This window comes from Pseudomonas sp. NFIX10 (assembly GCF_900111955.1).
Classification (GTDB): Bacteria; Pseudomonadota; Gammaproteobacteria; order Pseudomonadales; family Pseudomonadaceae; genus Aquipseudomonas; species Aquipseudomonas fluorescens_AA.
The window spans coordinates 20,116-45,132 of record NZ_FOKH01000004.1 but is presented as its reverse complement, the minus strand read 5'-3'; the positions used below and the strand labels follow the sequence as shown (position 1 = coordinate 45,132).

At 61.7% G+C, this 25,017-nt stretch carries 21 protein-coding genes and 1 pseudogene; 6 read left to right on the top strand and 16 right to left on the bottom strand.

The features are described from left to right. Entirely contained in the window at positions 1-1,209 is a 1,209-nt protein-coding gene (locus BM321_RS05015) for an MFS transporter (protein WP_092441738.1), read from the bottom strand. 152 nt (positions 1,210-1,361) lie between these two features. Between BM321_RS05015 and BM321_RS05010 the strand changes: the two genes are divergently transcribed. After that, entirely contained in the window at positions 1,362-2,243 is an 882-nt protein-coding gene (locus BM321_RS05010; RefSeq protein WP_092441882.1) for a LysR family transcriptional regulator, read from the top strand. A 38-nt stretch (positions 2,244-2,281) separates the two neighbouring features. On the opposite strand, the pseudogene BM321_RS05005 reads toward BM321_RS05010, so the two are convergent. The 15 genes and pseudogenes from BM321_RS05005 to BM321_RS04935 form a co-directional block, all read right to left on the bottom strand. Further along, positions 2,282-2,524: pseudogene (locus BM321_RS05005) on the bottom strand (SDR family oxidoreductase); the annotation flags it as partial. A 42-nt stretch (positions 2,525-2,566) separates the two neighbouring features. After that, positions 2,567-3,826: a TIGR02270 family protein gene (locus tag BM321_RS05000; protein WP_092441737.1), complete on the bottom strand. Its 1,260-nt coding sequence runs from the start codon at positions 3,824-3,826 to the stop codon at positions 2,567-2,569. 33 nt (positions 3,827-3,859) lie between these two features. Beyond that, positions 3,860-4,519 carry a beta propeller repeat protein gene (locus BM321_RS04995; RefSeq protein ID WP_256573371.1) on the bottom strand — a complete coding sequence of 220 codons (660 nt, stop codon included), beginning with the start codon at positions 4,517-4,519 and terminating at the stop codon, positions 3,860-3,862. Between the two features lie 287 nt (positions 4,520-4,806). Then, a complete protein-coding gene (locus BM321_RS04990; protein ID WP_092441736.1) occupies positions 4,807-6,009 on the bottom strand; it encodes a PAAR-like domain-containing protein in 1,203 nt (400 codons plus the stop codon). Next, entirely contained in the window at positions 6,009-7,049 is a 1,041-nt protein-coding gene (locus tag BM321_RS04985) for a beta-ketoacyl synthase N-terminal-like domain-containing protein (protein WP_092441735.1), read from the bottom strand. The genes BM321_RS04990 and BM321_RS04985 overlap by 1 nt, the downstream gene beginning before the upstream one ends. Next, complete coding sequence (locus BM321_RS04980; RefSeq protein WP_092441734.1) at positions 7,046-8,158, bottom strand: DUF2169 family type VI secretion system accessory protein; 1,113 nt, start codon at positions 8,156-8,158, stop codon at positions 7,046-7,048. The genes BM321_RS04985 and BM321_RS04980 overlap by 4 nt, the downstream gene beginning before the upstream one ends. A gap of 14 nt (positions 8,159-8,172) precedes the next feature. Further along, positions 8,173-8,631 carry a DUF6484 domain-containing protein gene (locus tag BM321_RS04975; RefSeq protein ID WP_092441733.1) on the bottom strand — a complete coding sequence of 153 codons (459 nt, stop codon included), beginning with the start codon at positions 8,629-8,631 and terminating at the stop codon, positions 8,173-8,175. A 16-nt stretch (positions 8,632-8,647) separates the two neighbouring features. Then, a complete protein-coding gene (locus BM321_RS04970) occupies positions 8,648-10,873 on the bottom strand; it encodes a type VI secretion system Vgr family protein (RefSeq protein ID WP_092441732.1) in 2,226 nt (741 codons plus the stop codon). 332 nt (positions 10,874-11,205) lie between these two features. After that, entirely contained in the window at positions 11,206-12,570 is a 1,365-nt protein-coding gene (locus BM321_RS04965) for an MFS transporter (protein ID WP_092326545.1), read from the bottom strand. Positions 12,571-12,621: 51 nt separating this feature from the next. Then, the gene (locus tag BM321_RS04960) at positions 12,622-13,851 is read right to left on the bottom strand and encodes an OprD family porin (protein WP_092326546.1); all 1,230 of its coding nucleotides are present in this window, start codon (positions 13,849-13,851) and stop codon (positions 12,622-12,624) included. 113 nt (positions 13,852-13,964) lie between these two features. Beyond that, positions 13,965-15,329, bottom strand: a complete 1,365-nt coding sequence (locus BM321_RS04955; RefSeq protein ID WP_092326548.1) for an MFS transporter — start codon at positions 15,327-15,329, stop codon at positions 13,965-13,967. A gap of 82 nt (positions 15,330-15,411) precedes the next feature. Beyond that, entirely contained in the window at positions 15,412-16,689 is a 1,278-nt protein-coding gene (locus BM321_RS04950) for an FAD-dependent oxidoreductase (protein WP_092441731.1), read from the bottom strand. A gap of 93 nt (positions 16,690-16,782) precedes the next feature. Next, the gene (locus tag BM321_RS04945; RefSeq protein WP_175459438.1) at positions 16,783-17,265 is read right to left on the bottom strand and encodes an aconitase X swivel domain-containing protein; all 483 of its coding nucleotides are present in this window, start codon (positions 17,263-17,265) and stop codon (positions 16,783-16,785) included. After that, positions 17,262-18,545: an aconitase X gene (locus BM321_RS04940; RefSeq protein ID WP_092441730.1), complete on the bottom strand. Its 1,284-nt coding sequence runs from the start codon at positions 18,543-18,545 to the stop codon at positions 17,262-17,264. Before BM321_RS04940 ends, BM321_RS04945 begins: the two co-directional genes overlap by 4 nt. Continuing rightward, a complete protein-coding gene (locus BM321_RS04935; RefSeq protein ID WP_218190440.1) occupies positions 18,542-20,254 on the bottom strand; it encodes a dihydroxy-acid dehydratase in 1,713 nt (570 codons plus the stop codon). Before BM321_RS04935 ends, BM321_RS04940 begins: the two co-directional genes overlap by 4 nt. Positions 20,255-20,378: 124 nt before the next feature. Between BM321_RS04935 and BM321_RS04930 the strand changes: the two genes are divergently transcribed. From BM321_RS04930 to BM321_RS04910, 5 genes are all read left to right on the top strand, one after another. Then, positions 20,379-21,311: a LysR family transcriptional regulator gene (locus tag BM321_RS04930; RefSeq protein ID WP_092441729.1), complete on the top strand. Its 933-nt coding sequence runs from the start codon at positions 20,379-20,381 to the stop codon at positions 21,309-21,311. Between the two features lie 132 nt (positions 21,312-21,443). Then, positions 21,444-22,148 carry a heavy metal response regulator transcription factor gene (locus BM321_RS04925; RefSeq protein WP_092326553.1) on the top strand — a complete coding sequence of 235 codons (705 nt, stop codon included), beginning with the start codon at positions 21,444-21,446 and terminating at the stop codon, positions 22,146-22,148. Then, on the top strand, positions 22,148-23,521 hold the full coding sequence (locus BM321_RS04920; RefSeq protein ID WP_092441728.1) for a heavy metal sensor histidine kinase: 1,374 nt from the start codon (positions 22,148-22,150) through the stop codon (positions 23,519-23,521). Before BM321_RS04925 ends, BM321_RS04920 begins: the two co-directional genes overlap by 1 nt. Positions 23,522-23,651: 130 nt before the next feature. Further along, positions 23,652-23,912: a DUF2790 domain-containing protein gene (locus BM321_RS04915; RefSeq protein WP_092441727.1), complete on the top strand. Its 261-nt coding sequence runs from the start codon at positions 23,652-23,654 to the stop codon at positions 23,910-23,912. 44 nt (positions 23,913-23,956) lie between these two features. Next, on the top strand, positions 23,957-25,012 hold the full coding sequence (locus BM321_RS04910; protein WP_092441726.1) for an oxidoreductase: 1,056 nt from the start codon (positions 23,957-23,959) through the stop codon (positions 25,010-25,012). The last annotated feature ends 5 nt before the right edge of the window (positions 25,013-25,017 follow it).

Here is a 25,017-nt window from a genome sequence, read left to right as displayed (position 1 = left end):
TCATTGAACGCTCTGCGCAAACCCGTACTGCCTGGCAGACCACACCACCGCCAACGCCAGCAGCAAGAGAACGACCAGGACCGGCGCAAACGCCACGACCCCCAGGTGGTCGAGCAGAATGCCGCCGACGATCCCGCCGCCGGCAATGGCGAGGTTCCAGGCCGTGACCAGCATTGACTGGGCGAGATCCGCCGCCTCTGCGGCTGTCTTGGCAATGGCCGTCTGGAACAGCGTCCCAGCCCCTCCGAAAGCGACTCCCCAAGCGGCCACGGCGATATACACCGCCGCAGGCCTGTCGCTCATTGCCCCTAGCATCATTGCCGAAAGGGCGAACAGCACCGTACCTGCGAGCGTCAACGCCCGCAGATGGCGATCGATCAGCACGCCGACGACCCAGATCCCCAGTAACGACGCAACGCCAAAGACCAACAGGAGCAGATCCGTCCGCTCGCCCAGGCCCGCCGCCGTCAAAAACGGAGCGATGTAGGTAAAGAGAATGTTGTGCGCCAGGACAAAAGCCAGTACCACGAACAACACCGAGCGAACCCCCGGCAGGGTGAAGACCTGGCCCAAGGCAAGACGTTTGTTGGAGGACTGCCCCGGAAAGTCAGGCACCTTGAGTCGTACCCAGACCAACAAGGCCACGGCGAACAGGCTCATGAGGGCGAAGCTCATTCGCCAGCCGACCAGATTGCCGAGCAGCGTGCCAGCCGGCACGCCCAGGGATAACGCCAAGGGCGCGCCCACCATGGCAATTGCAATCGCCCGACCTTTCTGGCTTTCGGGCACCATGCGGGCGGCATAACCGGCCAACAAGGCCCACAGCAGCCCGGCCGATACGCCGCCCAGCAAGCGCGCGACAATCGTCAAACCATAATGGGTAGAAAACGTCGTGACGGTATTGGCAACGGCGAAACCGGCGATGGCCGTCAGCAAGAGCGATCTGCGTCGCATGCCTTGGGTCGCTGCGGTCAATGGAATGGCCGCCAGCAAGGAGCCTATCGCGTAGACCGTGACCAACTGGCCGGCGAGGGCTTCGGAGATCGCCAGCCCGTCGCTGATCTGAGAAAGAAGACCGGCGGGCAAGGCTTCGGTGAGGATGGTCACGAACGCCGCCAGTGCGAGGGCAAACAGTGATCCGATGGGGAGCGGCGCAGTGTCCTGAACAACCTCGGCATCTGCATCGATAGGGGGGCTGGCAATCGTCATGTGTCACCTGCTTGGAGCGCTCCTGACCCGCCGGGACGGCGCGGTCAATCGCGGATTGATAAGTGTCGACTACGGTAGGTGCCCCTCTTTGGCGAGACAAGAATGCTAGAGTGCACAACACATCGGAAAAAATGTCCGCAATGGGAGCTGGCGTGGAATCACTGAGCGGGATTGATTTTTTTGTACGCGCGGCCGAAACCCGCAGTTTTTCAGAGGCGGGCAGGGCGCTGGGCATTTCGTCTTCGGCGGTGGGCAAAAGCGTTGCCCGGCTCGAGGAACGGCTGGGTGTGCGGCTGTTTCATCGCAGCACGCGAAGTATCACGCTGACGGCGGAAGGGACGCTGTTTCTCGAACGTTGCCGGCGCATTCTCTGCGAAGTCGAAGCGGCCGAACAGGAACTGTCGCAAACCCGCCAAGCGCCACGGGGCAAACTGCGCGTGAGCCTGCCCCTCGTTGCGGACCTGGTCATGCCGACGCTGATCGCCTTCATGCGGCGCTACCCCAGTATTGAACTGGACCTGGATTTTTCCGACAGGCTGGTGGACATCATCGAGGAGGGTTTCGATGCAGTCATTCGGACCGGAGAGCCGAACGATTCCCGGCTGATGTCCCGTCCGTTGGGCCCGTTCAAGCTGGTTGTGGTCGGTTCGCCCCGGTACTTCGCCGAACACGGCACACCGCATGTACCAACGGATCTTCTGCGCCATGCCTGCCTGTTATACAAATTTCCCAGTACTGGCAGGATGCAAGTCTGGCCGGTAACCGGGGACGGGGAGCCGGAACTCAACCTGCCGGCGACCCTGGTCTGCAACACCACCGAGGCGTTGCTGCACGTGGTGCAGGATGCGCTGGGGATTGCCTGCGTGCCGGATTTCACTGTGCGCAAGGCCATCGCGGCCGGTGAGCTGGTCACCGTCCTGGACGACTTCAACAGGCATCAGAGCACCTTCCGTATGCTCTGGCCCTCAAGCAAACACCTGGCGCCGAAACTGCGGGTGTTCATTGATTTCATGAGCAGTGAGTTATTCAAGTGACTGGCCCACAGGGAAAAGGGGCTGGCCATGGATTCAGGTCAAGGGGCCTTGTTCTCCACCAGGCAGTTGCCGCCATCCACCACGATGACTTCGCGCGTGATGTAGCTCGCCTCTGAAGACGCCAGAAAAGCCACCAGTGCCGCCACCTCTTCGGGGCGTCCCGCCCGGCCCATCGGCGTGTAGCCTGCCGCCGTGGCTTCCTCGGCAGTGGTCGACCCTGGGGTGATCCAGCCGGGCGCGACGCTGTTTACAGTGGCCCCTTGCTGGGCGACTTCCAGCGCCGGGTGATTGCCAGGTGCCGGAGCGCTATATAAACATCCTGATCAACGCCCGAACACCGCCGTCATCCCCAACAACCGCTTTTGCCGCCAAGCCGGTGCGCTGGTAGGGAAAAGCACCTCGTCTGGCCGGAAGCGGGCGAGACCGCAGGCCGCGGCGATGCGCTGGCGTTGCTGACCGCGGACAAGGGCTTGCTGAAAGCTGTGTTCGCTATGGGCCAATCCCAGCATATAACGAGTCCCCTCCTGGAAGTGTCCGCCGTTGGCTTGCCACCATCGTTCGATTGCCTGCGGGTCGGGCCAGGGCAGGTTTTCATCGGGGTCCATGGCCACATTGGGATCTTCAGGGTTGTCGTTGGGGCCTGCATCGAAATCCGGCAGGTCCTGCAATTCCAGATCAAGCAACGCCAGGTCAGCGCCGGTGATCAGGCTGAAGGCTTCACCGGCGACGCGGGCATAGGGCAGGTCGCTCATCTGCTGGATCAACCAGGGCACGCTGACCGGATCGCCCAGTATTCCAAGGGCCTGGATGCCGACGCGCCGATCCCGGGGATCCTGTACCCACTGGCGTATCCAGGCGATGCTGGGTTCGCGCTCTTGCCAAGCCAGCAGTACGCAGAGCGCGCGGTACTGGAAATCGCCCGGTTGCTCGGCGAATGAGCGCAGAGGCTCCAAGGCCTGCTGGTCGCCCATTTGGACAGTGGCCCAATTGGCCCAGAAGCGCGTGGCGGTGTCTGCATGCTGGCGGAGGGCACGAATCGTCGGGAACAGGTCACGCCGGCGCAGTTCGCCAGCCGTACGGGCGGCACGTGCCAGCACGCTCGGGTCGGCATCGGAAAGTCCGGCCAGCAGGGCGGGGCCGGGGTCGTGGCGATGCATGCCGCAGGCGGCCAGGCCGAGGCGGCGAAACAGTGGGTCGGGGGAGGCGAGCATGCGCTCGATCCAGGGCGACACCCGTTCCCAGTCGAGCCACCCCAGGGCCATCAGATAACCGCGCTCCGTTTCCAAGGCACTGCGCAAATGCTCGCTGAGCTGCGACAGCACTTTGCCGTTAGCCGCCTCGAAAGCCAGCACCACGCTAGCGAACATCTCGCCGATGGCGTGAGGACTGAGCTGGGCCAGCAGGATTTCCAAGCCTGTGGGGCCGGCGATCCGCAGGCCGTCGAGATGTGCGTCGATGCGCTCGTCGAGTGTGCGGAGATCGTCCAGGTCGTAGTGGGGAGCGCGTAATGCATCATCGCGCAGGACGGCCAGGAAACTGGCTTCCTCGACATGCAGGTCAAGGACGATGGGCAGTGTTTTCATCAGCCATCGATCCTGATGTACGGGCAGGCAGGGTCAGTCAATTTGCAGGCACCGTTTCCAGTTCGCACCATCGAACTCCATGACGTCCTTGGGCCCGATGGACCACATGATGCCGTCGGCCGCGCTCAGGTGATAACACGTGCGCGGTGCGTCGTCGCCAAAGTCGATGGGGATCAGCTTGCCGTCCTCGAGGCGATAGACAAAATGGGTGGACGACACGTACAGCTGCCCATCGAAGTACTCCATGCCCCAGAGGTCTTCCCGGGTGCTGTCATGCTCGATCACTTCCCATTGGTCATCGCGTCCTCGCAACAAAGTGCCGAGCTGGCCGCAGGCATAGGCAAAACCGTCCGGCGCGCAGCGAACCTTGTAGAGCGCCAGGTTGGTCGGGCTGTTCTGCTGGGTGAAGACGGAACCGTCGTATTTCCAGATTTCACCTTCCCAACCGACTGTGTAGATTTCCTGTTCGCTGAACCCGTCGATTGATTCGAAGCTGGTGTCGGTGATGGGGGTATCGCCGACCTGGGCGCTCTGGTCGATGCAACGCCACTGGTCCTCGTCATCGCGGACGTAGGCCTGGCGGCAGGTGCCTACGGCGTAGGCCCGGCCTTTGGCGATGCCGCGGATTTCGCGCAGAGGGCCGCGTTTTTTGGGGTCTACTCCGCAGTTTGCGATGGGGGCTTCTTCCTTCACCGCTCCACCACCACTGGCTCGTACCGATCCATCGGTGCCCAACGCCAGGTAACGTTCGGCGGGCTTATGGCAGACTGTTCCAGAACAGGCAAGCCATGGCACCGTGCCCGCGTACCATGTTCCGCGATCCAGTGTGTACAATATTGAACCGGTATAACCTTCGCTGATAGAAAGATCGTTCGTGGTAATCAAATAGCTTAAGTCTGAGTAACGTACGGCTCCAGTACCAACGCTGAGTCCGCTGAATCGTCGGTCTTGAGGGTCCATGTTGGTCTCCTGAGGTTAAATTAACGGCCACTATCGCTATTGTTATCGCTAGGGCACATCTCGGCCATAGCCTTGTCGCGCTCATGTTGACTACTAGTCATGGACGCGCTGGCATTGATCGGTTGCTCATCCCCAGCGTCCTTTGCCCCGTTGTGATACTCATTCAACTGGCCTTCCAGGCACTCCTGAGAACAATCAGAGTCCGGGAAGGTTTTCCTGGCCGCTTTGGCCCCTGTCTCTGTGGCCTTGGCCCTTGACCACTCACCTTTTGCATCGGCCTCACGCAAGGCCACCACCCCACGCCGGGTATGCATCTGCCCGTGGGTGGCGGTGGTCTGATTGGGGCCCTCGACGCACATTACCGGGGCCTTGTCTGTCTTGTATTTGCTCCAGCCGGCTTTCGTCGGATGCTGGTTCCTGGGTTGACCGACGGAGGCCGGGCCGTCCGTAAAGGAAGCCGAATCTATGAGGTGGTCTCCGGTTTGTCCCGGGCAACATCTGTTGGGTTTATACGGGGCGAGAAAGCAACGCAGCGCCTTTTGGCAAGCGTTTGCGTTGATACTCGTAGCCAAGGACGAATACTCGCCTTGGACCCCGGCGTGTGCAGCCAGATAGGCCGGATCCGTTTTAAATGCATCACCGGCATTTTTTTTTGCGGCGCTGCGGGCTTTGATGGCATTTTTCAGCTTGTCGGTATCCGGGCAGCTCGTTTCTTTATTGGTGCCTTCGCAAGCGGTGTTGGCTCGTTTCCTTTCGCCTTCGCATTGGGCCAGATCCTTGGCAAGAGCCATTCTGTCCGTATAGGGCCAGGGCACGGTATTGCCAGGCTGGGAAGCATGGTTATGGGTGGTCAGGTCCATATGCCGGACAACATTCTTGCCTTCATACTTCACGTCCATCGACCAGGAAGTGAAATACACCTTCCCCTTGTTCCGGGTCGTGACGATCCCCTTTTTCGGCGCATTCCCAGCCTCGTCTCCATAGCTGGTCTTGAAGTGGCTCTTGTCCTTGAGCATCACTTCCTTGCCACTGATCTTCACCGTGCGACTGCCCTTGGTGGTGTCCTTGGCCATGCCGGTATTGGGGTAGGGAATGGGCACACCGAGCGGGGTGGGCGGGGCCTGGGGTGGGGTGAAACAGACATCCGGGAAGCAGGCGATCGACTTGCCGTAAGCCGCCTTGCAGGACACTTCCATATTATTGGCGAAGACTTCGTTGGCCATCAGGCGGCCCTCACAATCTGGTAACTGAGCAGCGCGGCGGCGCGTTGGCCGGCGTCGTTGCCCAGGTGGCAGAAGATGTTCGGTCCTTCGCCGTAACCCTTGCGACTGGCCGCCAGGGCCACGGCGAGCATCACCGGGCCGATGGCGGCACCGACTTCGCCGATGCAGTCGGCAGGGTGCCACAGATGAAAAAACTCCTTGCGTACCCGCAGGCTGCGGCTCAGGGCCAGGGAGGCCTCCTTGAAGTAGTACTGTTCGCCGGAAATATCCGTCAGCCGATAATCCATCTGCTCCAACCCGCAGCCAGCTTCGCCCAGGGCGGCCCGTATGGCCTGGGTCAAGCCTTCGGCGCGCAGAGGCAGGTCTTCGGATTCCACCGTGGCCTGCTCCACACCGAAACCCAGACCGATGCAGATCAATTGCGGCTGTTCATTGGCAACGGGAGCGGCCAGCACCACCGCTGCGGCACCTTCGCCGGGGATAAAGCCATTGGAATTCTCGCTGGTAAGCAGGCGTTCGCGTTGTTCGAAAGCGGTCAGGGTCGCTCCATTAAGGAGGGAGTCGACCCCGGCAACGATCACGTGACGATGGCCATCCTGATGTATCAACGCACGCGCGTTGAGCAGGGCCACGGCGGCACTGACCCGGCCCCGCGCGATGACGTAGGAACCAGGATGGAAACGGATGCCCAGTTCGGCTTCGATGGCCTGCAGCAGTCCCTGATCGAGACCGGCGAGGCGACCGGGACGTTCAGCTTCCGCAAGCCCCAGCAACAGCGGGGTCTTTTCCGGGTCGAGCCCCGGAGCACTCTGCAGTGCCTCGGCAATGGCGCGGGCCGCCATCTTGATCAGCTTGGTGCGGCCGCGCCAGGGTTGCTCCAAAGGCACGCTCGCGGCAATCAGCCATTCACCGGCGCCATCGATAAAGCGGGTTTCCTGGAAATTGTCGATGGCACAGCGGATCGCCGCGCAGCTCGCCGGCGCGCTCAGGCCGACGGCGCTGATCATTCCCGATCCAATGATGCAAAGCGCGGTCATCAGCCCGTCTCCTCGGGGAAGCGCTTGGCTTTCACCAAGGCGCCAAGTGACGGGTAGTAATCCTTGCCCAGCTCACGGGCACGCCACCACGCAGTGGACATCGTGCCGACCAGCACCTGGGCAATCTCGAAAATGTTACGCCGTAGCGGACGAGCGATACGCCACGTCAACTGCACCTGGCGAGCGTCGGTGTCGATCAGCAAGGTGTCGATCACCGCCGACACCGTTTCATGACCGCCTTTTTTCAGGAAGAAAGTCACCGGTACATCCATTTCGGGGATGCGAAAGCCTGCGCGCTCCTGGGGCGTGAGGTTGAGCAGTTGTACGTTCTCGCCGCCACGCAGGTGAGGAACCTGCTGGTCGTCAGGGGCCGCCTGGAAGTAGCGATTGTCGAAATCCCCTGGCAGAAACGGAAAGCAGTCGGCCAACCAGGCATCGTCGTAAGTACCGGCGAAGCGGGCGCGTTGCGGCCAGCTACGGCCAAGGGGGCCGAGGGCCATGGGGCGAAAGTCGCCAGAGGGGCTGTCGATTGGCTTGCCCAATTCCTCGGTGTTCGGCATTGGCATGCCCAGGATGTCAGCACTACTCAGACGGTGCGGATACCAGCCGCAACCAGCCGGATTGGCTGGGTAGCAGTGACGCATGTCGGGCTCGTTCGCCATCGGATGGCTGCCTCCAAAGGCTTGGGCATACGAGATGTCCTGCTCGGAGAAGGGCTGGGGTAAGCCAGGAGAAGCGCCCAATAGTCCTGGTTGCCATTGCCGGGGACCAAGGACGGAAAAGGCTTTGGTCATCTGACCCACCCGAATGCCTGCGGTCAACTGCGTCACGGGCCGGCCGCCTGGTGCGTAGGCTTTGCCACACACCAGTACATCGCAAAATGGCTTGACCGGGGCGAAGTTCATTTCCTGCCGAGGGGCGCTGAGGCCCGGTTCGCCAAGAAAAGTGTCGGCCATCAACAGCGGTTGCTGGATGTCAGCGAGGGTCGCGGCGCGGCCGTCCAACGGAAGATCGAAAGTGCCCTTGGCCACCACAACCAGGGACTCGCGGCCGTCGCTTGCCATGCCCAGGGTGTAGGCAACCACCAATTTGCTGGCGTTGAGCAGTTCCATGGATCGCCTACCTTCTAATTGATCTGCACCGAACCGCCCTTGATGCGGTTCACGCCGGATGACCGGTTCGAAAGATAGGTCCCACGGATCAGCACCTTGCCCTCACGGGTGAGGGTAATGCTCGCCTTGCCGCAGCGCAGGACGATTTCCCGCTCTGCCGTGAACTCCAGGCGCTCGCCGTCCAGGTGGGCGGCGGTTGGCGTTGCGGTTTGCGGCAGGCGCTGGATGCGACCGATCACCAGCGGCCGGGTCAGGTCGCCGGCCTCGAACATCAGCGCGACCTGAGCGCCGATGTCGTCACGGGAGAGCGGGGTGGTGGTGCGCGCGGCGAGGCCCGTTTCGCCGGGGCAGCCCGGGAAGGCCACCACCGGGGCGTCCGCCCCGGGCACATCCAGCAGCACCCCGATCACGACGCCATCCACGCGCGCGGGCGTGGCGGTGGGGGAAACGGGGAAATGATATTCAACGGTCATGGCGCCCACTCCGTGGCTAGTTCTGCAGGATTTTCTGGCCTTTGACGACCACGTTCTTGTTCGCCTTGATGTTGATGGCGCCGGAGCCGTCGATGGTGATGTTCTTGCCGCTGATCACAATGGTGCCGTCCTTCTTCATGGTGATGCTGGCCGCGCCCGTGGTCAGGCTGATGGAGTCGCCAGCGTTGAGGGAGAAGTGCTTGCCCACGTCCAGGCTGTCGTTCTGCTTGATGCCCGTGCTGCGGTTCTGGGCGACGTCGCGGGATTCGTTCTGGCCGATCTGGGTACTCTGGTTGCCGTTGATCTCGATGCCTTCATTGCCCTGGACCGTTTCGTTACGGTTGCCGCTGATGCCGATGGTCTCGTTGCCACCCACGTCCTCGGTCCGGTTGCTGGCGATGGAGATTTTTTCGTTCGCACCGACTTTTTCCGTGCGGTCGGCACCGATGGTGATGGTCTCGTTATTGCCCACGCGCTCGGTGCGATTGGCGCCAATGGTGATTTTCTCGTTGCTGCCGACATCCTCGGTGCGGTTCACACCAATGGAAATGGTTTCGTTATTGCCGACCTTTTCCTTGCGATCCACACCAATGGTGATGGTTTCGTTGTTATCGACGGTTTCGGTACGGTCGTGTTTGACGTGCACGGTCTCGTCGTTGTCGATGGTCTTGCGGCGGTCATGGCCAACCCAGTGGGTCTCGTCGTTCTCGACCTCGATGTCCTGGTTTTTCTCGGCGTGGATAAACAGCTGCTCGGCGCCTTTCTTGTCCTCCATGCGGATTTCATTGAAGTTGGCCGGTGAGCCACCCTTGCTTGAACGGCTTTTCACCCCGCTCTGGGTGGCATTGGCAGGCAACCCGTAGGGCACGGTCTGTTCGGCGTTGTAGACGCGGCCGGTGATGATCGGCCGATCCGGATCGCCCTCGAGGAAACTGACGATCACTTCCTGACCGATCCGCGGGAGTTGCACGGATCCCCAGTTCTTGCCGGCCCAGGCCTGGGAGACGCGAATCCAGCAGGAGCTGTTTTCATTGGACTGGTCATGGCGATCCCAATGGAAATGCACCTTGACCCGGCCATATTGGTCGGTCCAGATCTCCTCGCCACTGGGGCCCACCACCACGGCGGTCTGGGGGCCGCGGACGATGGGCATCGGCGTGAGGGGCAGAGGGCGGAAGGCCTGGCTGGCATCCATGCAGTCCAGCTCGCTGACGAACTGTTCGGCGACGTCCGACTGCCCGCTTTCATAGGCATCCTGACGAATCTGATAACGGGCGGCCACCACCAGATACTCGCGGTTCTGGTCCGCGCGATCGTATCCCGTCAGCGTGAACACATGACCGCAACCGATTCCGCGGGCGCGTCCGCGCAATTGCACACGCTCGAACTGACTGTGAATGGCTTCGATGCGAGTACGCGCATAGTGATCGCCATCGTTGCTCTGGACGTATTCACCGGGGTAGTCGTAGAGCGGGTAGTCGGCGTTGGTGTGGTTGCGCGCGACGCTGGAGCGCACCTCGAGGCTGGCGCGCGGGCGCAGGAAGTCGTAGTCGTTCAGCGCCAGCGAGCCGGGTTGGACTTCCCGTGCCAGTTGCCAGTCGTAGAAATGATCGCGCTCACGCATTTGCCGATCGGGCGGGTAGAAGGGCACCGAGGCATAGTCCGCCGCCGTGGAGTGGGCACCATAGGCATCGGCCAGCACCAGCACATGACGGTTTTTTTCATGGCGAAAGTAGTAATAGATGCCTTCCTGCTCCATCAGTCGACTGACGAAGTCGAAGCTGGTTTCACGGTACTGCACGCAATATTCCCACTCGCGGTAGCTGCCGCTCAGGCTGTCTTCGAAATCGGAGAAGCCGAGGTCGCGGAACACCTGCTTGATGATGTCCGGCACCGTCTTGTTCTGGAAAATCCGGCAATCGGAGGTGCGCGTGAGCAACCAGAACCAGGGCCGCAGGCTGACGCGGTAACCGGCGAACTGGCCGTGCCCGGTCAACTGCCGGCAACTGCAAACGATGCCGTGGAAATAGCGTTTCGCGCCGTCGTACAGCTCCAGGGTCAGGCCCATCGGCTTGCCCAGCAACTGGTCGAACGTGATCGCCCGGTCTTCGGAGGTCAGGTCCAATTCGTAGTGGAACAACCGCCCCAACTCTTCGCTGCCTTCCATGCTTTGCAGCAACAGGACATCGCCGCCCAGAGGGCTGTCGACCTGTACCAAACGGTTGTTTTGGGTGATTGCCATGAGCGGCTTCCTTGGCTCGGGTTCGGGCGTCAGTTGGCCGTCGTAAGAAAGGTGGCGCCGTAGGCAAAGGCGCCGCCAAAAGGAACGTGAAGGGAAATCAAGCTCAACGTCTGCTGCACATCCACCACAGAGGTGATCTCCTTATCAGTCTTGCGGTCTTTAGCATGCGGCCAGATTGGCAGATGCTGAGGTCAAGATAGGTGACTGAAAGGTCGTTTGCTTAGTTTCATTAGCTATATATCTGATTCCTTAATCGAATAACCATGAAAATGAATGCTGACTCAGACACCCTGGCCATAGGGGCGTGAAGCTGCGTACCCACTGCTGTTCTTCTAGGGTTTCGCCGGGTTCAATAGCTCGGTTTCCATGGCTGAACGTCTATCGATGCGCGCCACGGTGTAGGCGCACACACCCAGCACCGCGGGACACAGGGCCAATACCGCGAAGCTCTTCACGACAGGCATGCCGCTGTTGAGCACATGGGCACCGAGCAGCGGCCCGCATACCGAGCCGAACTTGCCCATGGAGGCGGCCCAGCCGGCGCCGTTGCCGCGAATGGCACTGGGGTAGAAAATCCCGGCGATGCTGGTGATGCCGTAGTGACTGCCCTTGACGAAAATGGCGCCGACCATGCTCAGCGCAATGAAGGCGTTACCTTGCAGGTCGCCAATGCCCAGCGCCAGCAGGAAGGGTAATGAAAGCAGGGGATAGATCATCACCGCATAGGGCCCTCGGGTGTCGACGACGCGCATCAGCACAAGCCCGGCCATGGCACCGCTGAAGGACGCGAAGGAGCTTACCCAGGACGCGGTAGCCCGGTCGAAGCCCGCATACTGATACACCAGCGGGCTCCATGACGCGAGGAAATACATGGCCATGGAGCTTGCGCCAAAGCCGATCCAGATCATGGGCGTGATCCATTTCAGTTTGCCGATGAACAACTGGCCGACCCGAAATGGCTGGCGGCCGATGTCGATTTCATCGGCCAGGAAATAGCGATCCCCGGCGCGCACATCGATGGCGGGATCCAGGCGCTTGAGGATTCGCAGCACGGTTTGCGGTTGCTTCTGCTTGCTCACCAGGAACCGCACCGACTCCGGCAGGGTGAAAAACAACAGGACGCTGGAGAGCAGCGTGGCGATGCCGCCCAGCACGAACACACTGGCCCAGCCGTACTGAGGTGCGAGCCATACGGTCAGTGGACCAGCTGCCGCGCCCCCCAGGCTGAAGCCGACCATGATGAGGGTGATCACGCTGGCACGGTAGCGCTTGGGCACGAATTCGATATTCAGTGCCCAGCACAGCGGCAGCATGGCGCCCAGGGCGAAACCGTTGAGAAAACGCAGCACCAGCAGCGAGGTGTAGCTGTCGGCGAAGGTGAACAGCAGCGTCAGCACACCAAAGGCACTGGTGGACAGAATGATGGTCGGACGGCGCCCGATCCGGTCGCCGAGATAACCGAAAAAGAACCCGCCCAGCATCATGCCGAACAACCCGATGGAAAAAATGTTGCCCAGTTGCAGTTTGTCCAGGCCGATGTCCTCGGCCATATAGGCGGCGGTATGGGACAGCATCAACAAGTCGAAACCATCGAGGAAGGTGATCAACACCGACACGCAGATGATCAGATAGTTGAAGCCCGACAGTTTGCGCCCCTCGATCAGGGCGGCGACATCAATGGCGCGTGACGACGTCATGGGTGTTCTCCCGGTAAGACGTATGCGAGCGAGTGTTCCGGTGGGCGGGGCTCACCACAGTTTCCAGGTGTAGGCCACGATCAGGCGGTTCTCATCGAGTTGCTGGGTCAGGCCGTTTCCGGAGCGGAAGGTGAGGTTGCGCCAACGCACGTTCAGGCCTTCCAGGGCACCGCTTTGGAACACGTAAGCCAGGTCGGTGTCGCGCTCCCACTCACTGCCGTCGCTGACGGTGCGCGTGTGGATATCGCTGCCTTTCACGTAACGGGTCATGAACGTCAGGCCGGGTACGCCGAGCGCGGCGAAGTCATACTCGTAGCGCAACTGCCAGGACTTCTCGTTGGCTTTGATGAACGAGTTGTAGGTGACCAGGTTCGCCACGTAGGGCGTGCCGGTATCGATGACCGGAAACACACTCTCGCCCGACAGCCGCTGGAACGCCGCGGAGAAGCGCTGGGCCCCGACGGTCAGGGTGAACATGCCATTGAAGTTGCGGTTATCGATTTTCCCGGCTTTGCCAACACCGATATCGTCGCTGTCGACGTAGCGCAGGTCGGAGCGCAGGCTCACGCCTTCACCCAGGGGCAGTACATGGATCAGGCCGGCGAACTGCTGGCGGTAGATGTCTTGCAGCTCACCGTAGTGGTAGCGCAGGGTCAGTTGCTTGCCGACGGTGTAATCGCCGCCGAGCAGGTCCAGGTGATCACTGCTTTGGCCGGCATAACCGATGTCGTCGTTGCTGGATGAGTCACGGCCATTGGCCTTGGTCAGTCTTGCCGCGGTGACGGTCAGGTTGTCGAGTTCGCCGGACGTCAGGTAGGCACCGGTGAAGGTAGATGGCAGCAGTCGGGTATCGCTGTAATACGCCAGCGGATGAATCGGCATCAACGTTCCGACCTTGAGCTGGGTCTTGGACAGGCGCATTTTTGCGGTCAGCCCCAGTTCGCTGTAGTCGTCCACCGGTTGATTGCTGTCGGGGCCATAAGGCAACAGCCCACCGCCACGGCGGCCCGCACCGGAATCGAGTTTGATCCCCAGTTCACCCAGGGCATCGAGTCCGAAGCCAACGGTGCCTTCGGTGTAGCCCGACTGAAGCTCGGCAATGAAGCCTTGGGTCCATTCCTCGGCCTTGGCCTGAGGCGCATCGCTCTGGCGGAAATCGCGATTCAAGTAAAAGTTGCGCGTCGTCAGCGTCGCGCTGCTGTCTTTGATGAAGTCCGCATGGGCGCAGGTGACTGAACCACAGAGCGTCAGGGCGGCGGCGAGAAGAAGGTTCCTGTTCATTTTTATTGGTCTCAGGATCAGTAGGATTTTCAGGACGAGTTTTGCCTGACCGCGTCGATAGCGACGCGGTACGGGCTGCCTGGGTCAGGCGCGGTAAGCCGGCAGAAAGGTGCTCAGGTTTGTGATGGGGCGGGCAGTGGGTCTGCCCCGCGATGGCGGCGTGTCAGGTGGCCGATGACGAAGGCACAGGCCGCCAGCACGGCGGGGCAGATCGCCAGGACCAGGAAACTCTTGACCACCGGCAGGCCACTATTGAGCACATAGGCGCCCAGCAATGGGCCGAGGATCGAACCGATCTTGGCGATGGAGGTGGCCCAGCCGGCGCCATTGGCGCGAATGGCACTGGGATAGAACACCCCGGCGATGCTGAGGATTCCATAATGGGAGCCTTTGACGAACACGCCGCCGACCAGGCTCAACATCAGGAACGCGGTGCCTTGCATGCCGGTGATGCCCAGTACCAGCAGGAAAGGCAAGGCCAGCAACGGGTAGATCATCACCATGTACGGTCCACGGGTATCGACGAAGCGCATCATCGCCAGGCCCGCCATCGCACCGCTGAAGGATGCGATCGAGCTGACCCACGACGCTGTCGCGCGATCGAAGCCGGCGTATTGATAGACCAGCGGGCTCCAGGAGGCGAGGAAATACATGGCCATGGAGCTGGCGGAGTAGCCCAGCCAGATCATGGGCGTGATCCACTTCAAGCGGCCGATGAACAACTGGCTGACCCGAAATGCCTGGCGACCGATGTCCGGCTCGTCCAGCAGGACGAATTGGTCAGTGGGACGCACGTCCAGGTTCGGGTCCATGCGCTTGAGAATCGCCGCGATTTTCTCCGGTGCCTGACGCTTGCTGGCCAGGAAACGCACCGATTCGGGCAGGGTGAACAACAACAGCACCCAGGCGCACAACGTGACCACGCCGCCGAACACGAACACGCCCTGCCAACCGATATGCGGCGCCAGCCACACCGTCAGCGGGCCGGCCATCGCACTGCCGAGGCTGAACCCGACCATGATGATGGTGACCACCGTGGAGCGATAACGCTTGGGAACGAACTCGATGTTCAAGGCCCAGCACAACGGCAACATGGCGCCCAGGGCGAAGCCGTTGAAGAAACGCAGGACCATCAGCGACGCGTAGCTGTCGGCCATGACAAACAGCAACGTCAACAGGCCGAACGAGCAGGTGGAAAATAGAATGGTGGGGCGCCGTCCGATGCGGTCCCCCAGGTAACCGAAGAAGAACCCACCCAGCATCATGCCCAACAGGCCGATGGAGAAGATTTCGCCCAGTTGGATCTTGTCCAGGCCGACCTCATCGGCGATGTAGGAGGCGGTGTGGGAGAGCACCAACAAGTCGAAGCCGTCGAGGAAGGTGATCAAGACCGAAACCAGAATCACCACGTAGTTGAAACGTGACAGTTTGCGCGCCTCTATAAGCGCCGCGACATCCAGGGTACGGGACTGTGACATGTGCGTTCTCCACTGCATTTTTTATTGTTGTCGGAGTGGCGCCCCCCGTTCACATGGCGGGCGCATCGAACTGCTTGAAAACCTATTCCAGATTGAACGCCAGCCGTTCGCGCAACACCTGCGCGGGTATATCACTCAGGCGCCCGTCCGGGCCAGCCAAATCCAGTGCATGGGCGGCCGCGGCCCCCATGGCGATACACGGCCCCATCACGCGCACACTCGACAGCGCGGCCGCGTCGGCGTCAATGCAGCGACCCGCGACCACCAGGTTGTCGCTGTCTTCGGGAAGCATGCTGCGTAACGGCACACTGTGGACATGATCGTCGCCAAAGGGCTCCCACTGGTAACCGGTGCTTTCACCGTGCAACTCCACCGGCCAGGAGGTGCGTGCCACCGCATCCGGAAACATCGTAGCGGCTCGCACTTCATCGGTGGTCAGGTGATGTTGGCCGACAATCCAGCGGGTCTGGCGAATGCCGGGCAGTGCATACGCCCGTACCTTGGCCCTGCCGTAGGCCTGGGGATACTCCGCTTTGAGGAAACGGATCACCTGATCCACCTGTTGGCGCCCGGCGAGGGCGACGTGAGACGCGGCGACCGGATCCAGGGGCGTTTCGATGTGCGTCATGTTGAACGCTGCCGTGCCGCGTCCGGGGAACTGGAAGAACAGGCCGTCGTCGCGCTCGATGCCGTAGTGCCTGGCTTTTTCCTTGACCCGTTCGGTGAATTGCGCGCGCGTCGGCAGGTGGGCTTCATCGATATGCTCGAGAACGAACATCTGGGTGCCGTAGATGGGCGTGTCCGGCTCGCGACAGGCGAGCCCGGCGTTCCAGACCAGTGCCGCATCGCCGCTGGCATCGATAAAGCCGTTGGCCGCCACGCGCACGTCGCCATAACGGGTGGCCAACTCCACTTCCTGGACCCGCGAGCCTTCGCGCACCACCTCACGCAACACCGCACCGAGCACCACGGTGATGCCAGCGTCGAGCACCTTTTGACCAATCCAGCGACCGAGGGCCACTTCGTCGTAGTAAACCACGGTGGTCAAGGGACCGATGGCCTGGTGCAAATCGCCCGAGGCGCCCAGGTCGCGAAGGATGCCGTCAGCGATGCCATGGGTCAGCAACTGGCGGTTCGGACCATTGGAGAACAAGCCGCAAAAAGTCCCGATGATCGAGCCGACCGCCTGGCCACCGAGCATGGGCAGGGCATCGAACAGCACGACGCGCTTGCCGAGCGCGGCGGCCTCCAGGGCGGCGGAAATACCGGAAATACCCGCGCCGGCGATGCAAACATCAGCCTGCAGGCGTTGCGGGGTGGGGGCGCTGGTACGGCGTACCGTGCGAATGACATGAGCCATAAAACTTCCTTTGTGGGGTAAAAAAGGCAGCCGAACCCGAACCCGTTGGCCGGAGGCCACGGGGAGCGGTTGTTTTCAGCAGGTTTCTTCGGGTTACGACGGCGCCGGCGTTCGCTGCGGACCGTTGGGCTGTTGCGGTAGGGGCGGGTCATTGCGCGATGAGCGTGGGGTCACTTCGACGATCCCGGCATCGGCATCGACGCGCACCCAGTCCCCGGTACGGATCCGCTCCAGCGGGTCCTCGGTAAAGCCAGTCATGGCGGGTGCGTGCACGACCACCGCGCCCAGGCCCATTTTCGCGGTCATTTCGTTGAACAGCATGGCGCCAGGGGCCACGCCGGCGAGGCGCGCGATGTGGAACTGCGAGGACCAGCCGGATGAGCCCTTGGCCCCCGGAAACACCAAGACTTTGCCGGCGAAACTGATGCCCTTGAGTTCGTGGCGGGTCTCAATGACGGTGCCGCTGCGTGGGTCGATGCCGCCCCAGCCAGAAATGCGGTCATGGGTCACCAGGGCTTCGCCTTCGAAGCAGCCGCCAACGACCTTGCGGCCTCGGAGGGTAAAGGTTGCGCTCATCTCAATACTCCTTTCCAACGGCCGTCGATGGCCGCCTGGATGCATTCGGCGGTGGTGCCGAACCACGCCTGGATGCCCATGATCGCCGGCAGGTAATGGGCCTGTTTGGCCGAGTCCACGGCCGCCACGCGCGTGCCCTTGGGCAGCACCTTGCCGATTGCCGAGCAGGTATCGGTCATCACATGCCCGCCGGCCTGCTCGATGATGCGGGTGTAACCGGCCACGTCAGCCAGTTGCTTGATCGACGCGGCGGTAAATATCCAGAGCTCGGTGTTCGCACTCAGGCGCTGGCCTTCCAGCAGTTGGCAGACTTCCCAGATTTGTTCGAGGCTGTAATGCGGACAGCCCAGCATGACGAAGTCGACTTGTGCATCGTGCGCCGTGACGTTGACTTGCTCGTAGGCCCAGCGCCGTTCGGCTTCACCGAAGCGCAAGATGGCTGAAGGCCGGGAGGCGCCGAACGCTTGCTCGCGGGTGCGTGCTTCCGGCGTGACCCCGACCAAGTGATACATCTCCACGCCACCGCTGGAAGCTGCCGCCGCGCCGAAGTGCTTGAGGCGAGCCAGATTGGGCTGGTGGCTCACACCTTCGATGACCGGGATGCAATCCTGCACCTGTTCACCGACCCAGTAGCCGAGCAGTCCCCAATCGGCCGTGGTGCTCACGTCCATGTCCAACTGGATCAGGTGGGTGCCGCGACGGTTCTCGTCCAGGTGCAGGCCCCAATAGGGAATCTTGCCGGTCAGCATCGCCGCGCCGGTGCTTTCCCGGCCCTCGGCATTGGTTCGGGCGCCGAGCACCGAGTTGATGTAGATCACGGCGGAAGATTCCATCCAGGCGCAGTGCTCGCCTTTCACCGGTACGTTGCCGACTTGATAAGGCGTACAGGTGTTCAACGGTTGGACGCCCAGGCCGCTGCTGTAGGCCTGGCCGGTTTCATAAATGCGCACCACGTCCTCGCCAATGCCCTGGCGCTTGGCGTGCCGAGGGTCGATGCCTTGTTGCAGGTGACTGCTGAAGACCTTGACCTTGGGGATCTGGACCACCTCGGCGCTGTCGAGGTTGAACTCACTGAACACCGCGTCCATGCCGCCCTCACGTTCGGCGTACTGACGCAGGAAAGGGGTGGTGGCGCCGATGGTTCCGGCCACATTCCGCGTGTCCACCAGGCATTGCGCATCCAGGGCCTCGCCATAACGCACCAGCAGATCCATGGCTTTCTGCACGGCCGGGCCTTGATCGCCGGCAAGCATGGCTTTCTCGTCGTCGCGCAACCTCATTGCGGTTGTTCTCCGGCGTGGGTGATGTCGCGCGGCTTGATCAGTACCGCACCGCGCTCCATGGAGGACACGTTATGGCGGTAGATATCCAGCCAGCCGCCACCGAACTGCGGCGCCAGAGGCTGCCAACGGGCGCGCCGCGCCTGCATGTCGGTTTCGCTGACATGGGCGTCGAGGCTGTTGTGGTCCAGGTCGATGGTGATGATGTCGCCGTCCTCGACCAACGCCAACGGGCCACCGACGGCCGCTTCAGGCGCGACTTCGGCCACTACCAGCCCCTTGCACACCAACCCTGAAAGATGGCCGTCCGTCAGCATGGCCACGTGGTCGCCGAGCCCGGCACCGTCGATGGCGAACACCACTTTCGAGGCGCCGCCGCCCATTGCCGGGCCCCCGCGCACACCGGCACCGCGCATGACCACCACGTGGCCAGGTTGTATGCGGCCATCCTGCAAGGCTTGGATGGCATCGGCGGAGCGCTCGAAACAGATCGCAGGGCCTTCGAAGCGGCGCATCTTGTTCGGGTCGATGCCGTATTTGACGATGCCCGCCTGGGGCGCGATGTTGCCACTGAGCATCACGATGGCGGGCTGGGTGGCGAAGGGGTTGTCCAGCGGGCGTATCACCGCGTCATCGCTGACGGTCACCCCTTGCAGATTCTGCTTCAGGGTTTTCCCGGTGACCGTCAGCGCGTCGCCATGCAGCAGCGGTTCCAGGCGCTTGAGCAGCCCACGCCCACCGCCCGCGGCCTCCATCTGCTCGATGCTGTGTTCTCCCACCGGCCGTACACCGACCAGCACCGGCACCTTGTTTCCCAGGTCCCTGAAGAGTTGATAGACGTCGACCTCGACGCCACCTTCGGCGGCCACCGCCTGCATATGTTTGATGGTATTGACGGAGCCGCCCGCGGCGAGAATGGTCGCGACGGCGTTGGCAAAGACATTGGGGGTCAGGATATCCCGAGGCTTGAGGTCTTCCTCGACCATTTCCACAATGCGCTGGCCGGCCTGACGCACGAAATCGAACATCTGCGGACTGTTGGCGGCAATCGGCGCGCTGCCGGGCAGGGACATGCCCAGGGCTTCGCACACCAGGTGCATCGAGTTGGCGGTGCCCATCCCCGAGCAAACCCCGGGCCCCTTGATGGCATTGCGGGCCATGCCGGCCAGTTCCTCGACCGGCAGCGTGCCGGTCACCACGTGCATGGAGCTGATGAACACGTCTTCGATATCGACATGCTTGCCGTTGTACTCGCCGCTTGGCTGGTAGCCGCAGACCACCACCAGGGTCGGGATATTCAGGCGGGCGGCAGCCATCAGTTGGCCGGGTACTGTTTTATCGCAAGAGGCCAGGCAGATCATGCCGTCGAGCTGAGCCCCTTCGACCGCGACTTCGATGTCGTTGGTGATGAGGTCGCGGGCGGCGAGCATGTAGGCGCCGCCGGCACCGGCACCGGTGATGAAGTCGCTGGGGGCGGCCGTGCGAATTTCGAAGGGCAGGGCGCCGGCATCGCGTATCGACTGCTTGAGGACGTCCGCGATGCCATCCAGGTGACTGAAGCAGATCGCCAGGTTGGACGATGAGTTCACGATGGCGATCTTGGGTTTCTCCAACTCGCTTTCGTCGATGCCCAAGGCACGCCACTGGGCGGCGCGTACAGCCCATAAATAAGAGCCATAGGGAAAATTGCTGCGCAGCTTCTTGGGCATGGTGTGCTCCGTTATTGTTATGGAGATTGTCAATTCGGTTAATCGAGTTAACGATCTTGTACCGAGTCTAGGCTTCGACCTAGAATCCGAAAACCTTATTTCACTTATAGATAAAATCCAAAATATGGATATCAAGGACGTCGATCTCAACCTGCTGAAAGTCTTCGATGCGCTGCGCAAAAAGCAAAGCGTGACCCTGGCCGGTGATCTCATGGGGCTCAGCCAACCTGCCATGAGTTTCGCCTTGGCCAAGCTCCGCACGCTGTTCGACGATCCTTTGTTCATCCGTACTTCCCGCGGCATGCAGCCTACCGCCAGGGCCCTGCAGATCGCCGAGCCGGTGCAACGGATCCTGGAGATGGTCAGCAGCGAAGTGTTACCGTCCACGGGCTTCATCCCTGAACACTCCGACCGACAACTGGTGCTGTGCATGTCGGACATTGGCGAAATGGTGTTCCTGCCCCGGCTGATGCGCATGCTCGACAAAGCCGCACCGAATTTGAGAATTCGCACCCAGGCATTGTCGTCGGAGCAATTGGAGGAGGGCCTGGACGCCGGCGAGGTGGACGCGGCCATCGGCTATTTCCCGCGCCTGCTCAACACCTCGATCCGCAATAGGGCACTGTACAGTCACTCATTCGTGTGCATCGTGCGCAACGATCACCCCACCATCGGCGACAGCATAAGCGCCGAACAGTACCAGCAGGCCGTGCACGTCGCGGTCCAGGCCGAAGAGCGAGGCATGAGCGTGCTGGACCGTGAACTGGCCACCCATGGCGTCACGCGCCAAGTGCGCTTCAGCCTGCCACGGTTCATGGGCGTGCCGTTTCTGGTGGCCGAGTCCGACATGATCGCCACCGTCCCCCTGGCGGTCGGCCGACGTTTCGCCGAAATCACCGATGTGCGCCTGGTACCGCTGCCTTGGGCCATTTGCGGCTACGACATTCATCTTTACTGGCATACGCGGTTCCACCATGACCCGGCGAATCGTTGGCTGCGTCAGTCCTTCATCGAATTGCTCGCCGATTTCTCTCCCGCGGAAACGGTATCCATCTGAGCCGTGGTTATCGTACGTCGAGGTTGGCCATTGAACCGTTTCTGACAAGAATGTCAGGAAGCGGTCAGCCTCCAGACACTTTCGCTGTCTAGACTCATTGGGTTGCCCCCGTTGCCGCAGAGGAACCAGTTGATGCGTTTGCTCATTGTCGAGGACGAAGAAAAAACCTCCTCCTACGTCCATCGTGGCTTGACCGAGCTTGGCTATATTGTCGACGTCGCGACCAATGGCATCGATGGGCTGCATTACGCCCTGGAATGGGACTATGACGTGGTGATCCTGGATGTGATGCTGCCGGGCAAGGACGGCTACGACGTGCTGCAAGGCCTGCGCCTGCAAAAGAAAACCCCGGTCATCATGTTGTCGGCCAGGGGGACGGTGGATGATCGCATTCGCGGCCTGCGCGAGGGCGCCGATGATTACCTGGGCAAACCTTTTTCATTTGCCGAACTCGTCGCGCGTGTCCAGGCCTTGATCCGTCGTCACGCGGGTGACACGGCCGACCTGACGCATTTGCGCATCGACGACCTGGAGGTCGATCTGCAAGCGCGCAAAGTGACCCGGGGTGGGCTGCGGCTGGACCTGACGGCCAAGGAGTTCTGTCTGTTGAGCCTGTTGGCGCGGCACCAGGGCGAGATCCTTTCCAAGCTGATGATTGCCGAGCAGGTCTGGGACATGAATTTCGACAGCGACGCCAACGTGGTCGAGGTCGCGATCAAGCGGGTCCGCGCCAAGGTGGATGCCCCGTATCCGCGCAAGCTGTTGCATACCGTTCGCGGCATGGGGTATGTACTGGAAAGCCGAGAGGAAAATGGCAGACAAAACGGTACGCCTTGATGAAACGATCGATCGCCAAGCGGCTCGCCCTGATGTTCGCCCTCGCTGTCCTGCTGATCATGTCGATCAGCGCGACGCTGTTGCGTTGTTCCTTGAAACAATCGCTCAATGAGCAAATGCAGAACGAGTTGATCCTGCGCCATTCCGTGCTCGACCCGGTACTGGCGAAATACGATTCGCCAGCGTTCTGGGTCGGCTTGCGCCAGAAGCTCGATGACCTGACACCCGCGGATGAACGGGTCCGCTATTGGATCCTGGTTGATAACCCGGCCTTCAGTTATGGCGGGGCGATGCCGGACGGCCAGGATTGGTCGACGCGCGCCGATGGGCTTTTTACCCTCGATCTCCCTGAGCGCGAGCGTCCCATGATGGTGTTGCTCAAGACCATTGCGGCCATGGGCGACCGTCCGGAACTGCGCTTTATCGTAGGGCTGGACACAACGCCCTTCAGCAAGACCCTGGACCACTTTACCAAAATACTGATCCTGACCTCGGCGTTGGGCATCGGGCTGGTTGCGCTGCTCGGTTACTGGATCGCGCGTTTCGGCCTGGGGCCGGTGAGGCGCTTGAGCCATCAAGCCAATAGCCTGCCGCCCGGGGATTCGAAACAACGACTGGACACCGAGGCGCTGCCGGGCGAATTGCAGGAGCTGGCGGTGTCGTTCAACGGCGCCCTGGCTCGCCAGGAGGCGGCCTGGTGCCAGCTCGAAGGGTTCAATGCCAATGTCGCCCATGAACTGCGAACGCCCTTGACCAACCTGATCGGACAGACCCAGGTGGCATTGGCCCACGGGCGTGAGGTGAGCGAGCTTCAGGACTTGCTGCAGTCGAACCTCGAAGAGCTGGAGCGGATGGGCACCATCGTCAACGACATGCTGTTCCTGGCCGGCGCGGAGAGCGGCCAACGGGCAACCGAGCTCAGCGATGTCTCGCTTTATGAAGAGGCGGCGAAGACGGTGGAGTATCTGGAGCCGGTGTTGCACGACAAACAGCTGAGCGTGGTGATCCAGGGCGACATGCGCGTGTGCATCGACCGACGTCTTTTTCACCGTTCCCTGGCCAATCTGCTACAGAACGCGGCGCGGTACGCGGTGCCGACCAGCATTGTCACGGTAAGCCTGGTCAACCACGGCATGCAGGTCGAGGTGAGCGTTTCCAATGCCGGCGAGCCCATCGACACCGTGCACCTGGAGCGTTTGTTCGAGCGTTTCTACCGTGCCGACGCCGCCCGGACGCGAAGCGATGCGCACCATGGCCTGGGCCTTTCCATCGTGCGCGCGGTGGCATCCATGCACGGTGGGCGCGTGTTCGCCCACAGCGAGAATGGGCTCAACACCTTCGGATTTTCCTTGATGAACCAGGCGACGTCTTAGTCGTCGCCTCGGGAGTAAAGTCCGCCCGCGTTTGACATCTTCCTGTCAGCCAGCAGTCACCTTGACGTCAGTCGCTCCCTCCTAGAGTGCTACGACCGTCCCCCGAGGACACAGTGTCGTGGAGTCCACTATGAACACTCAAAACCTTTCGATTGCCGTCCTGCTGGTCGTCATCGCCCTGAGCGGTTCGCCGCTGCTCGCCAAAGAACAAACGCAAGTCCCGGCCTACGAATATGGCATGCCGCTGGACATCGCCAAGGTCATCCGTATCGAGGCACCGACACCGCCGATGTGCGAGGTCGTGCAAGCGAAGATGACCTACTTGAATACCCAAGGGGCAAAGAAACACCTCAGCTTCCTGCAGTTGGCCGAGGCGTGCTCGAGACAGTGACCGTCCGGCGATGCCGGTTCATTCTTCAGACAGGGACCATCACCATGTGGAATAGCACAATAACCCCCGCCATTGGCCGCATGAGCAACATCAGCCGGCTTGGAAGACTGGCGAAAACCCTTGCCGCCGGCGTCGCGCTGCTCAGTGCGGTGAGTATCGAAGCGTCCGCTCGCGTCGCACCGAAACCAGACTGGTCGACCGACGACATACCGTCCCAGAAAGGCCGGATTGTCCTGATCACCGGTGGCACCAGTGGCATGGGCTACGAGGATGCGCTGGCCTTGGCCTGCGCCGGTGCCGACGTCATCATCGCCGCGCGCAACCCGGAGCGCGGCGCGCAGGCCATTGCGCGTATTCGCCAGTCCGTGCCCGATGCCAAGGTGCAGTTCGAGGCCGTGGACCTGGCCGACCTTTCATCGGTGCGCGGCCTGGCCCAGCGGCTCAATCAGCGGCTGCCGCGCCTCGACGTGTTGATCAACAACGCCGCCGTCATGGCGCCTCCCGAGCGAGGTACGTCCGCCGATGGCTTTGAACTTCAATTGGCTACCAATTACCTGGGGCACTTCGCCCTGACCGGCCTGCTGGTGCCGCTCTTGCGTCAAAGCGAGGACGCCCGTGTGGTGAGCCTGTCAAGCATTGCCGCGGCGCGTGGCGCGATGAACCTCGATGACCTTCAGAGCGAGCAGAAGTACGACCCCTACGCGGCCTACGCACAATCGAAACTGGCCGTGCTGCACTGGGCCTTTGCCTTGCAGCGGCGCAGTGACGCCGAAAACTGGGGCATTCGCAGCATCGCGGCGCACCCCGGCGTTGCCGTGACCGAGTTGGTCGAACGAGGGCCAGGCCTCGACAGCGAGTTCGGTCGGCGCTGGGCAAAGGACCGCGACGCGTACCACTCAGCGGCACAGGGGGCGTTGCCCACGTTATATGCCGCCACGGCTGCCCAAGCCGTAGGCGGGGCATATTACGGCCCGACCGGTGACGGAGAAAGACGCGGCCCGCTGGGGTTCGCCAAGACGCCGCCTGCCGCCAGCGCGGAGGCGGATGCCGAGCGACTCTGGTCGGTCTCCGAGCGCCTGACCGGCGTGACCTATCGCTGATGTAA